Origin of the sequence: Micromonospora sp. NPDC049903, assembly GCF_044460945.1 — a bacterium.
Classification (GTDB): Bacteria; Actinomycetota; Actinomycetes; order Mycobacteriales; family Micromonosporaceae; genus Micromonospora.
The window spans coordinates 352,918-364,869 of the sequence record NZ_JBITKL010000004.1 but is presented as its reverse complement, the minus strand read 5'-3'; the positions used below and the strand labels follow the sequence as shown (position 1 = coordinate 364,869).

Genomic DNA, 11,952 nt, shown 5'->3' with positions numbered 1-11,952 from the left:
CATCGACCGCACCAACTACCACGCCACCATCAACATCAACATCCTCGAAACAGCAACATTGACAACCCGCCCACCGCCCTAACTGAGCGGCATTGGGGTTAGTGGGGGGTGCGGAGGGCTTGTTTGACGGTTTGCGGGATGTAGTCGGGGTGGAGGGTGTCGGACCAGGTGAAGCGGAGGATGCGCCAGCCGGCGTTGACCAGGCGGTTCTGTCGCATCCGATCCGCGTAGACCGCCTGCGGTCCGTCGTGCGGCCCTCTGCCGTCCGCCTCGGCGATCAGGCGAGCCCGGCGCCAGCCCAGGTCACCGACCCCCAGCAGCCAGCCGTCCTCGTCACGCACCTCCACCTGGAGCACGTCCGGCGGGACACCGCCGTCGACGCACCGCAGCCGGGAACGCGTCTCCAACGGCGACTGGGCCCGGCCGTCCATCTCGGTGAGGTGCCGCCGGGCGGCGACAGCACCGCGCCGTCCGGCGATCAGAGCGGGCATCGACGCCAGGTCCGTCTCGGTGAGCAGCCGCCGGTTGAGCGCCGAGTCCAGGACGCAGACGGCGGGGTACCGGTCCGCGCGCAGGATGACGTCGGCGACGGTACGCACAGCGGTGGTGACCGGCACACCGGCCAGCACGTCGACATCGTCCGGACCCAACGTCAACTGGTGCACGACGAGTTCCGGATCGGTACGCCGCTGCGGGCGCGGGCACTGCACCGGCACCGAGACGTGGATCTCGGACGCGGCACGCAGCCCGGCGATCCCGTGCAACTCGGCGGCGGTCCCCAGTACGGCCACCGCCCCCGGCCCCAGACTGTCCACCGCCGCCCGGATCCGGGCCCGGCGTAGCGCCAACGGGTCAGGTTCGGTGGACGGTGCGAAGCGACCTCGGGCCAGCCTGACCCAACGCCCCGACCGGACCAGGTGGCGGATCTGCCCCCGGGTGAACCCCGCCGACAGCGCCTGTTCCACCGTCACCACACCGCTGCGCGCCCCGAATTCCGTCTCCCCCATCCCCCCACCCCACCGCCAACACCCCCCATTTCTCCACCCCTGTGGATAACCCGCCGCCCCCTGTGGACAACCTCCGCCGCCAGCGGGGTTGATCAAGGGATTCGAGTCACCCGAGCCCCCTCACCGCGACCAAAACTTCTTGATCAACGCGGAAAGGGTGGGGGTGGGGGGTGGGAAAGGGAGGGGGAGGGGTTAGGGGAGGAGGGGGTGGCGGGTTACGTTTTCCTCGCGGCCGGGGCCTACGCCTACGACGCTGACGCGGGTGTTGCAGAGCTGCTCGATGCGGGCGATGTAGCGCCGGGCATTCTCGGGGAGGTCGTCCTCGGTCCGCGCCTTGGTGATGTCCTCCCACCAGCCGTCGTGCTCTTCGTAGATCGGCGTGGCGTGGTGGAAGTCGGTCTGGGTCATCGGCATGTCGTCGACGCGCTTGCCGTTGATCTCGTAGCCGACGCAGATCGGCACGGTCGCCAGGCCGGTGAGCACGTCGAGTTTCGTGACGACCAGGTCGGTGACCCCGTTGAGGCGGCAGGCGTACCGGGCCACCACCGCGTCGAACCAGCCGCAGCGGCGCTCCCGGCCGGTGGTGGTGCCGTACTCGTGGCCGACCTTGCGCAGGTGCGCACCGTTGTCGTCGAACAGCTCGGTCGGGAACGGACCCGAACCGACCCGGGTGGTGTACGCCTTGCTCACCGCGATCACCTTCGTGATCGCGGTCGGCGGGATGCCCGCGCCCACGCACGCGCCGCCGGCCGTCGGGTTCGACGAGGTGACGAAGGGGTACGTGCCGTGGTCCATGTCGAGCATGGTGGCCTGGGCGCCTTCGAGCAGTACGGTGTCGCCGCGGTCCAGCGCGTCCCAGAGCATCGACCGGGTCTCCGCGATGTACGGCCGCAGCCGCTCCGCGTACTCCAGGTACTCCTCGATGGTGGCGTCGACGTCCCCCGCCTTGCGGTTGTAGACCTTGAACAGCACCTGGTTCTTCTCGCGCAGCGCGAGTTCCAGCTTCTTGCGGAAGATGCCCGGGTCGAGCAGGTCCTGCACACGGATGCCCATCCGGGCGACCTTGTCGCCGTACGCGGGGCCGATGCCCCGGCCGGTGGTGCCGATGCGGGAGCTGCCGAGGTAGCGCTCGACCACCCGGTCCAGTGCCCGGTGGTGCGGCATGATCAGGTGCGCGTCACCGGAGATGCGCAGCCGGGAGACGTCCACGCCGCGCTCGGCGAGCCCGTCGATCTCGGACAGCAGCACCTTCGGGTCGACCACCACGCCGTTGCCGATGACGATGACGGCGTTCGGGGAGAGCGCGCCCGACGGCATGAGGTGCAGCGCGTACTTCTGGCCGTCAGGGGTGATCACGGTGTGCCCGGCGTTGTTGCCGCCGGAGTAGCGCACGACGTAGTCGACCCGCTCACCCAGTTGGTCGGTAACCTTGCCCTTGCCCTCGTCACCCCACTGAGCGCCGATGAGCACGATCGCTGGCATCTCTTCGCCTCCAGAAGGCTCGGGTGCCAGATGGCGACCGGTCAGCGAGCCCGGGGTGTCAGGTTAACAAGTAGTGACGGCACGACCGGCAGGGGTCGCGCCGAGAGGCAGGAGGGGCCTACCCGTGTACGACGTGGTGCTGCTCACCCTCGGCTCGGAGCGGGACGCTCCCGGGGCCGGGTGTGGCAGCGGCGGAGCCTGCTGTGGCGGAGCGTCCGAGGCTGCCCCGGACCGCCCGGAACGCTGCGAGACCCCGCGCGTACCGGTGCTGGCCTGCGCGGACGCACTGACCACCCGAGGCGCACGAGTCGAGACGGTGACCGCCCGCTCGGACGCGGAGATCGACGAGGTGCTGGCCCGACTGGACGCGCCGCCGCGTCCGGACGGGCTCACCTGGCCCGACCCGGACTCCAAGATTCGTCTCGTGGTGGCAGTCGCCGGTGACGCACAGTTGCGGGCCGTGATACGCCGGCTGGTCCGGCGGTACGCCCCACCGCCGAGTCGTCGTCCGGCCGACCTGGCCGACGGCCGGACCGTGCCGGACCTGCCGCCGGTCGGCGTACTGCCGCTGGACCCGGCCCGAAGCACGACGCACCGGGACCTCGCCGCGCAGCTCGGCCTCCCCCGTGATCCGGCGGCGGTGGCCGCCGCGGTGCTCGACGGCACCCCCCGCCGACTGGACCTGCTGCGCAACGACGGCGGCTCGGTGACGCTGGACGGGGCGCTGCTCGGTGCCGCCGCCGAGGACGGACGCCCGTTGCACTGGCGTGGTCGGGTGGAGGTGGACGACGCGGTGCTCTCGCACGGCGACGACCCGCTGCTGGCCTGCGCGATCGGCAACGCCGCCGGGTACGCCCGGCTCGACGACGTCACCCTGCTCGCCGCGCCCGACCCCACGGACGGGCTGGTCGAGGTGGCGGTGGCGGTCCCGGTGGTGACCCGGTCGCGGCTGGGTCGCCGACGGGTACGCCTGGAGGTGCGCCGGGCCCGGGGCCGGGCGGTGTCCGTGTTGCCCCGGGACGAGGGTGCGCTGCCGTATCTGGACGACGGCGTGGAGGGGCAGTTGACTCGGAAGCGGTCCTGGTGGACCGAGTCGGGCGCCTGGGCGGTCTGGACCGTCTGACCCCACCCCGCGTCGGCGGCCGAGGTCGGCCGGTGGGCCTATCCTCGGCAGAGGGAATGGGGGAGGAACCGTGGTGGACGAGAACGCCGACCGGGCGCACGTGCCCGGCCAGCAAGGGGCGCCGGAACGGGACATCGAACCACTCTGGCCGCCGGATCAGGTCGAGGGCTTCGGCACGCCCGCATGGGCGACTCCGCCGACGCCGCCCACCGCGCCGTCCGCTCCTGACCGGTCGGCCTACCCGGTGCCGCCGACCGCCGGTCAGCCGGGCAACCTGCCGTCCAGCGGCCAACCGGCCGGGCCGCCCTCGCCCGCCGACTACCCGTCGCTGACCGCCGGTGTCGGCGGCGAGTCGGGTGCGACGCCGGGTCCCGGATGGGCACCCGCGCCGCCGCCCGTCGGTGGCCAGGCGAGTGTGCCGCCGCCCGTGGCCAGCGGGCAGGCGAGTGTGCCACCACCCGTGGTCGGCGGACGGGCGAGTGTGCCGCCGCCCACCAGCTGGGCACCCGTGCCGACGCCGCCGCAGCCGGAGCACGGCCGGGTCGACCTGGACCTGCCGTTCACTCTCGACCGGCCGACCTCGGTCGCGCCCGCGCGCGACGACACGCCCGGCGACGCTGGTGCGACGGCCGTTCCCGGCCCGCGTACCGCCACCGACTCCGACCCGGCCGCCGCCGGTGGGCCGGACCTGGACGGCGGACCCGAGGCGGCGACGGCGGAGACCTCGGCGAACGGTGGCGACCACCTCGACGGCGACGGCGACGGCCCGCCGCCGGTTCGGCCGTCGACGGAGTCACCCTGGGCGCAACCACCGCAGCGCACCACCGCCGGGTCGCCGGAGGGCAGCGACCCGTCCGGGACCGTTGACCGTGCGCCACGTCCCGGCTGGGCCACCGGTGTGCAGCCGCTCCCGCCGGTGCCGTCGGCAGCCGGGCCCGGTCGGCCGGTGCCGCCGCAGGCCGGGACGTACCCCGTGCCCGCACCGCAGCACGGCACCCCGGTGCCGCCGCCGCACCGGGACGCGATCCCGACGCCGCATGTCGGCCCGCTCCCCGAGCACCAGGGCACGGCGGGGCCGCCCGTGCCGCAGCACGGCGTGCCCATGCCGCCGCCCCAGCCCGGCCTGTTCCCGCCCCAGCCCGGGGCGGTACCGCCGCAACCCGGTGCAGTGCCACCGCAGGCTGGTGCGCTGCCGCCCCAGCCCGGCGCGGTGCCGCCACAGCCGGACCTCTCGGCGTACCCGCCTCAGCACCACGCGGACGGCTCGGGGTACCCGGTGCCGCACCAGGCGGACTCTCCGCCCGGCCCGTTCCCTCCGCAGCCGGCCTGGAACCCGGCGCCCTGGCAGCAGGGTGCGCCGCCCCCGACGGCGGCACCCCCGGCACCGCAACTGCCCCACCCGGCCGCGAACCCGACGCCCGTCGGCTACCCGGACCCGGCCTGGAACCCGGCCGAGCCGGGCGTCCCGCCGACCGCCGAGGACTTCGCCCGGCGGCGGCAGGTACGTCCCGCCGACCCGGTCGCCACCATGGGCGTACGGGCGGTGGTGAACCGCACCGGGCTGGTGAAACTGCCGCCCGGCCGGCAGGAGCTGGAACTCAAGCGGGACATCGAGACGGTCCGCCGCAACTTCGGCGGACTCCGGCAGGTGACCGTGGTCAACCCGAAGGGTGGGGCGGGCAAGACCGTCGCCATCCTGCTGCTCGCGATGACGTTCGGTCAGAAGCGCGGCGGGTACGTGCTGGCCTGGGACAACAACGAGACCCAGGGCACCCTCGGCATGCGTGCCCAGCAGGACTTCCACTCGCGTACGGTGCGGGACCTGCTACGCGACCTGGGGCAGTTCCACGGCGCCCACGGGCGGGTCGGTGACCTGTCGCAGTACGTCCGTTCGCAGGGCGAGGGGATGTTCGACGTCCTCGCCTCCGACGAGTCGGCCACCGGCGGCGAGATGCTCACCGCCTCGGCCTTCGGCGAGATCCGAGAGGTGGTCAGCCGGTTCTACAAGCTGATCTTCGTGGACACCGGCAACAACGTACGGGCGCAGAACTGGCAGGCCGCGATGGACGCCACCGACCAACTGGTGGTCACCATGTCGGCCCGTAACGACTCGGCCGAGACCGCCGCCCGGATGCTCGACCACCTGGAGCAGAGCGGTCGGCAACGGCTGGTCCGGCAGGCGGTCACGGTGGTCTCCATGCCGCCGTCCCGCAAGGAGATCGACCTGCCCGCGATCCAGGAGCACTTCGCCGCGCGTACCCGGGGCGTGCTGCTGGCTCCGTACGAGCGGCTCATCGACACCGGCGAGCCGATCCGGTACGCCCAGCTCTCGTCGGCGACCCGGGACGCCTGGCTCAAGATCGCCGCCTCGGTCGCCGAGGGGCTCTAGACCACCGCTCTGACTGCGGAGTCTCGGCGGTGGGCGTCACGTCGAACCGCCGGCCCACGGAGCATCTGCTCCGAGCCGGCGGCTCGGCGGACGGTCAGTTACTGGCCAGCGCGTCGGCGGCAGCCGGGTCACAGTCGCGGAGGAACTGGGCACAACGGGCGGCCTCGTCCGCCTCACCGATCGCGTCGGCGGCACGGGACAGCACATAGAGGCAGCGCAGGAAGCCCCGGTTCGGCTCGTGCGACCAGGGCACCGGCCCGTGCCCCTTCCAGCCGCTGCGGCGCAACTGGTCGAGTCCCCGGTGGTAACCGGTGCGGGCGTACGCGTACGCGGCGACGACCTGGCCCTCGGCGAGGGCCTTGGCTGCCAACGCGGCCCAGGCGGCGCTGTGCGTCGGGAACCGGGCGGCCACCGCGGCCAACGCCTCGTCGCCGCCGTCCTGCTCGGCCGTGGCCAGCGTGGAGTCGGCCTCGTCGTGTGCGGGCAGGAGCGTGGCCGGGGGCTCCGGCAAGAGGTTCTGCATCGTCCCATTCAACCCGCTTCCGGCCAGAGCCCGCGAGGGGGTCCGGCGAGCCGGCTGACTGAACGGCCGAGAGGTCCGTCACGCCTGCGGCCCATGCCGCCGCCCGGTCCTTTCCACTACAACTAAATGACCGGAGCCTCCCCAGGAACCGGAGTTGCGGGAGCTCGGCCAGGCCGCCGGGCTCCCGCCCTATTGTCTCGTCGGGCCGGGGCCAGCTCGGGCGCGGTTGCGGCAACCGGGCAGGATGGCCGGGTGCCGACCCCACCCCCTGCGGACGTCATCGAGCCGCACACCTGGTTGAACGAGATCCAGACCCGGGCCGAACTCGACCGGCGGCTGGCCGACGGAACCCTGGTCGGGCTGACCGTCCAGGGGCTCCGGCTGGACCTGGACCCGGTCCCCGACCTCAGCGGCATCGAGGTCGCCGGAACCCTCTTCGTCGGCTGCCGCTTCGCCTCCCGGCAGGTCGGCGCCGATCTGGTCCGGCGGGGCGCGAACGTGGTGCCGCCCTTCTCCGGCCTGCCGTACCCGACCCAGCCGCCGCACCTCTACACCTCGGAGGAACTGGCCGCCGGCTTCGCCGAGGGCGGCTTCGAGGCAATGTACGACAGCCGCGTGTACGCGCACTTCCGCGACCACGGCGGGGCGCAGCCCGACGTACGTGAGGCGCTCGGTCAGCGACTGCACGACCACGGTGTGGACAACGCGCTGGCCGACGCCACCCGGGCCTGGCTGACCACGCACGGGCCGCAGTCCGTGGTCGGGGTGATGGGCGGGCACGCGGTACGCCGGGGCAGCGCGCCCTACCGGACGGCCGCAGTGCTGGGCTGGGAGCTGGCGCGGGCCCACCGTCTGGTGGTGACCGGCGGCGGCCCGGGTGTGATGGAGGCCGCCAACCTGGGCGCGTACCTGTCGACCCGACCGGCCGAGGACCTGACCGCCGCCATCGACCTGCTCGCCACCGCACCCGACTTCACCGACCACGACCGCTATACGGCGGCGGCGCTGCGGGTCCGGGAGTTGTACGGCCGCTCGGTCACGCCACCGGAGGACGGTGCCGAGCCGGCCGTCGCATACCGGGCCGACTCGGCCGCGCTGACCACCGGCGACCTGGACTGGGCCAACTGCGGCGGGCTGGCCGTGCCGACCTGGCTCTACGGCCACGAACCGGCGAACCTGTTCGCCGGCCGGATCGCCAAGTACTTCTCCAACGCCATCCGCGAGGACACCATCCTGCGGCTGGCCCGGGGCGGGATCGTCTTCGCGCCCGGTCGGGCGGGCACCGTGCAGGAGGTGTTCCAGGCGGCCACCAAGACCTACTACGGCACGGACGGGGCCAGCGGGGCGTACGTGTTCCTGGACCGCGAGTACTGGACGACCGAACTGCCGGTGGAGTCGCTGCTGAAGCCGCTGCTGGCCACGTCACCCTTCGGCGACCTGTCCGGCACCGTGCACCTCACCGACGACGTGCACGAGGCGGTCCGCCTGCTCCTTCGCTCGTCGTCGTGACGGACCTGGGTGTAAGGAAGGGACCCCTGCTATACACCAGGCGTTAGTAGGGGTCCCCTCCTTACACGAAGCCCAGAAACGCGACGGCGGCCAGCTCCGTGGGAGGAACCGGCCGCCGTCGTCGGCGACGTCAGGACGTCACTTGGTCATCGTGGTGCCGGTCGAGCGCAGGTGCTCGCAGGCCTCCGCGACCCGGGCGGCCATGCCGGCCTCGGCGGCCTTGCCCCACACCCGGGGGTCGTACAGCTTCTTGTTGCCGACCTCGCCGTCGACCTTGAGTACGCCGTCGTAGTTGCGGAACATGTGGTCCGCCACCGGACGGGAGAAGGTGTACTGGGTGTCGGTGTCGATGTTCATCTTCACCACGCCGTAGTCCAGCGACTCGCGGATCTCGGAGAGCAGCGAGCCGGATCCACCGTGGAAGACCAGGCTGAGCGGCTTGTCCTTGCCGTACTTGGCACCGACGGCGTCCTGGATCTGCTTCAGCACCTCGGGCCGCAGCTTGACGTTTCCCGGCTTGTAGACACCGTGCACGTTGCCGAAGGTCAGGGCGGCCATGTAGCGGCCCTTCTCACCCAGGCCGAGCGCCTCGACCATGGCGAGACCGTCCTCGACCGTGGTGTAGAGCTTGTCGTTGATGGCGTTCTCGACGCCGTCCTCTTCACCGCCGACGACGCCGACCTCGATCTCCAGGACGATCTTGCCCTTGGCGGCCTCGGCGAGAAGCTGCTCGGCGATCTCTAGGTTCTCCGCGACCGGCACGGCCGAGCCGTCCCACATGTGCGACTGGAAGAGCGGCTCCTGGCCGTTCTTGACCCGCTCCTGCGAGATGGCCATGAGCGGCCGGACGAACTTGTCCAGCTTGTCCTTCGGGCAGTGGTCGGTGTGCAGCGCGATGTTGACCGGGTACTTCTTGGCCACCTCGTGCGCGTACGCGGCGAACGCCACCGCGCCGGTGACCATGTCCTTCACCGACGGGCCGGAGAGGTACTCGGCGCCACCGGTGGAGACCTGGATGATGCCGTCGCTCTCCGCGTCGGCGAAGCCCTTGAGCGCCGCGTTGAGCGTCTGCGACGACGTCACGTTGATCGCCGGGTACGCGTACCGGCCGGCCTTGGCGCGGTCCAGCATCTCGGCGTAAGCCTCGGGGGAAGCGATGGGCATGTCGAACGCTCCTTACTTGCCGCTGACGGCCGTGCGGCCGCCGCTCTTCTTGCGCCGGCCGATCGGCCGCCTGTCGACGGTCGGCCGGGCAGCCGCGCGAAACTCCGTTGGCGGTCGGCCGGATGGCCGCCTGATCTCCATTGGTGCGCCGGACCGCGCTGTCCTACGCGGGAAGTATCCCGTAGCTGGACCGGCCCGGCACAACCGGCCCGGTGCCGGACGGCTCACCGACGATCCGTGCGGTCCGGCACCACGACACTGATCAGCCAGGTGGCCACCGCCATCACGATGGCTCCCCAGAAGGCGGGCCAGAAGCCGTCCACGTGGAACGGCAGGCGGAGGGTGCCGGCGATCCAGTCCGTCAGCAGGAACAACAACGCGTTGACCACCAGCGCGAACAGGCCCAGGGTCAACAGATAGAAGACGCAGCCCACCACCTTGATCAACGGCTTCAGCACCGCGTTGATCACGCCGAAGATCAACGAAACGATCAACAGGGTGAACACGGTGTCGTAGCCGGTCCGCCCGGTCACCTCGACCCCGGGCACGATCAGAGTGGTGATCCACAGCGCGACGGCGGTCGTCACCAGCCGGATGAGGAAGCCCACGGGACCATCCTGGCATCGGGGCGAGCCGCCGGTGGGGCGATTCGCCCGACTGGGCCGTACCTCCGGCGTACCCTTCGCCCCGCCGGCTGGCGTGCCGGTTCCCAGCGCGACACCGGCACAGCCCGTACCGTGGAGCGGGTACCGTCCACCGACATCCCGGAGGCACCGAATGGGCCAGCCCGGCGAGGACTTCGCCCCCGGCGACCACCTCAGCGCTGACGAACGCGACCTGGAGGCCGAGCCGGCCGACGCGGTCGAGCAGGCCACGGTGGTCAACCCCGCGGAGGTCGAGGACGAACCGCACCGCGGCCTGGAGGTCGACGACTGGGACGCCATGGAGCAGGCCCGGGTGGTAGCCCCCGACGAAGACGACTACCGCTGACCCTCCCGCACCACCCCTCCCCCCAGCTTCCCGCTGAGCAGCAGCCCACCCCGCAAGCTCCCACTGAGCCACAGCCCGCCTACAAGCTCCCCCTCTGAGCAGCAGCCCGCCCTGCAAGCTCCCACTGAGCAGCACACCCTCCCCACCGCGCAACGCGACTCCCCGAATCCTCCGACGGCGCGTGCGCACGTCAGGTTTCCGGGGAGCCCCACCCGCGCAGGGATCAAGCCTGACCGCCCGGAGCGGGTGGGGCTCCCCGGAAACCCCACCGCAACCACCCCCAGAAAAACCAAACAGCGCAAGATCGACGAACCTGGCACGATGAGCCGCGTGCTGCTCACCCTGACCACCACGCATCACCCCGCGACCGACCTGGGGCATCTGCTGGTCAAGCACCCCGACCGGACGCACGCCTTCGACGTGCCCGTCGGCACCGCGCACGTCTTCTATCCCGAGGCCGACGAGCGACGCTGCACCGCCGCGCTGCTGCTCGACGTCGACCCGGCGAAGCTGGCCGCGCAGGGCCGGGGTCGGGGTCGGCACTCGGCCACCGCGCCGGAGACCTTCACCCTCGGGCGGTACGTCAACGACCGGCAGTACGCCGCGTCCAGCCTGCTCGCCTCGGCGCTGTCGCGGGTGTTCCGGTCGGCGCTGCGCGGCGAGTCGCGGGACCGCTCGGAGTTGGCCGGTACGGCCATCCCGCTGGAGGTACGGGTGCCGGTGCTGCGCTGCCGGGGCGGCGCCGACGTGGCCGTACGCCTCTTCGCTCCGCTCGGTTGGGCCGTCACCGCCACCACCGTCCCGCTCGACGAGGAGTTCCCGGAGTGGGGCGACAGCCGGTACGTCGACCTGACGCTCACCGGCACGCTGCGGGTGGCCGACGCGCTCAACCACCTGTACGTCCTGCTGCCCGTGCTGGACGACGCGAAGCACTACTGGGTGGCCCCGGACGAGGTCGACAAGCTGCTACGGGCGGGTGCGGGCTGGCTCGGTGAGCACCCGGAGCGGGCGCTGATCGTCCGCCGCTATCTGGCGCACCAGCGGGCGCTGGCCGGTGCGGCGTTGGAGCGGCTGGCCGCCCAGCGGCCCGCCGACGAGCCGGCGGTGGACGACGACGCGGACGACGTGTCTGCCCACCGGGCCGGGAACCGGGCGTCGTTGGCCGCGCGACGCCGGACGGCGGTGCACGCCGCGCTGGCGGAGTCCGGGGCGCATCGGGTGCTGGACCTGGGCTGCGGCGGCGGCGCGTTGCTGGCCACGTTGATCGGGGACCGCCGGTTCACCGAGATCGTCGGCACCGACGTCTCCGCCCAGGCGCTCGCGTCGGCCGCCCGGCGGCTGCGGCTGGACCGGCTGCCGGAGCGTCAGCGTGACCGGGTGACGTTGCGGCAGTCCGCGTTGACCTACCGGGACGACCGGCTGCACGGGTACGACGCGGCGGTGCTGATGGAGGTGGTCGAGCACGTCGATCCGTCTCGGTTGCCGGCGCTGGAGGACAGCGTGTTCGGGTACGCCCGACCGACGACGGTCGTGGTGACCACGCCGAACGTCGAGCACAACGTGCGGTACGAGGGGTTGCCGCCGGGTGCCTTCCGGCATCCCGACCACCGTTTCGAGTGGTCCCGCGCCGAGTTCGCCGACTGGGTACGCCGAGTCTGCGCGACGTACGGCTACACGGCTGCCTCGTCCGGCGTCGGCGACGACGACCCGGAGGTGGGCGCACCCACTCAACTCGCCGTGTTCACCCGGATCTGACTGTTAACAA

The 11,952-nt window shown here is 72.2% G+C and carries 10 protein-coding genes; 5 read left to right on the top strand and 5 right to left on the bottom strand.

What is annotated here, in order from left to right; genetic code table 11:
* Positions 1 to 98: 98 nt before the first annotated feature.
* On the bottom strand, positions 99 to 1,007 hold the full coding sequence (locus ACIBO1_RS11325; RefSeq protein WP_396744139.1) for a type IV toxin-antitoxin system AbiEi family antitoxin domain-containing protein: 909 nt from the start codon (positions 1,005 to 1,007) through the stop codon (positions 99 to 101).
* Between the two features lie 192 nt (positions 1,008 to 1,199).
* Positions 1,200 to 2,489, bottom strand: a complete 1,290-nt coding sequence (locus ACIBO1_RS11320; protein WP_396744136.1) for an adenylosuccinate synthase — start codon at positions 2,487 to 2,489, stop codon at positions 1,200 to 1,202.
* 124 nt (positions 2,490 to 2,613) lie between these two features.
* On the opposite strand from ACIBO1_RS11320, the gene ACIBO1_RS11315 reads away from it, so the two are divergent.
* Positions 2,614 to 3,612, top strand: a complete 999-nt coding sequence (locus tag ACIBO1_RS11315; RefSeq protein ID WP_396744133.1) for a hypothetical protein — start codon at positions 2,614 to 2,616, stop codon at positions 3,610 to 3,612.
* A 70-nt stretch (positions 3,613 to 3,682) separates the two neighbouring features.
* Positions 3,683 to 6,001, top strand: coding sequence for a chromosome partitioning protein (locus tag ACIBO1_RS11310; protein ID WP_396744130.1), 2,319 nt, complete (start codon positions 3,683 to 3,685; stop codon positions 5,999 to 6,001).
* A gap of 94 nt (positions 6,002 to 6,095) precedes the next feature.
* Here ACIBO1_RS11310 and ACIBO1_RS11305 read toward each other — a convergent pair whose 3' ends face one another.
* Complete coding sequence (locus tag ACIBO1_RS11305) at positions 6,096 to 6,524, bottom strand: DUF3151 domain-containing protein (protein WP_396744127.1); 429 nt, start codon at positions 6,522 to 6,524, stop codon at positions 6,096 to 6,098.
* Between the two features lie 252 nt (positions 6,525 to 6,776).
* On the opposite strand from ACIBO1_RS11305, the gene ACIBO1_RS11300 reads away from it, so the two are divergent.
* On the top strand, positions 6,777 to 8,033 hold the full coding sequence (locus ACIBO1_RS11300) for an LOG family protein (protein WP_396744124.1): 1,257 nt from the start codon (positions 6,777 to 6,779) through the stop codon (positions 8,031 to 8,033).
* 138 nt (positions 8,034 to 8,171) lie between these two features.
* Here the strand turns inward: ACIBO1_RS11300 and fbaA are convergent, their stop codons facing one another.
* Positions 8,172 to 9,197: a class II fructose-bisphosphate aldolase gene (gene fbaA, locus ACIBO1_RS11295; RefSeq protein WP_350697607.1), complete on the bottom strand. Its 1,026-nt coding sequence runs from the start codon at positions 9,195 to 9,197 to the stop codon at positions 8,172 to 8,174.
* Between the two features lie 224 nt (positions 9,198 to 9,421).
* Positions 9,422 to 9,805 (bottom strand): phage holin family protein, encoded by a 384-nt coding sequence (locus ACIBO1_RS11290; protein WP_396744120.1) that lies wholly within the window; start codon positions 9,803 to 9,805, stop codon positions 9,422 to 9,424.
* Between the two features lie 169 nt (positions 9,806 to 9,974).
* Here ACIBO1_RS11290 and ACIBO1_RS11285 point away from each other — a divergent pair, with 169 nt between their 5' ends.
* Positions 9,975 to 10,187, top strand: a complete 213-nt coding sequence (locus ACIBO1_RS11285) for a hypothetical protein (protein WP_350697609.1) — start codon at positions 9,975 to 9,977, stop codon at positions 10,185 to 10,187.
* A gap of 330 nt (positions 10,188 to 10,517) precedes the next feature.
* Positions 10,518 to 11,942, top strand: a complete 1,425-nt coding sequence (locus ACIBO1_RS11280; protein WP_396744194.1) for a 3' terminal RNA ribose 2'-O-methyltransferase Hen1 — start codon at positions 10,518 to 10,520, stop codon at positions 11,940 to 11,942.
* The last annotated feature ends 10 nt before the right edge of the window (positions 11,943 to 11,952 follow it).

What these genes read in the sequence shown, in the direction of transcription:
- ACIBO1_RS11325 (WP_396744139.1), bottom strand. Translation starts at nt 1,007, where the DNA reads ATGGGGGAGACGGAATTCGGGGCGCGCAGCGGTGTGGTGACGGTGGAA.
- ACIBO1_RS11320 (WP_396744136.1), bottom strand. Translation starts at nt 2,489, where the DNA reads ATGCCAGCGATCGTGCTCATCGGCGCTCAGTGGGGTGACGAGGGCAAG.
- ACIBO1_RS11305 (WP_396744127.1), bottom strand. Translation starts at nt 6,524, where the DNA reads ATGCAGAACCTCTTGCCGGAGCCCCCGGCCACGCTCCTGCCCGCACAC.
- fbaA (WP_350697607.1), bottom strand. Translation starts at nt 9,197, where the DNA reads ATGCCCATCGCTTCCCCCGAGGCTTACGCCGAGATGCTGGACCGCGCC.
- ACIBO1_RS11285 (WP_350697609.1), top strand. Translation starts at nt 9,975, where the DNA reads ATGGGCCAGCCCGGCGAGGACTTCGCCCCCGGCGACCACCTCAGCGCT.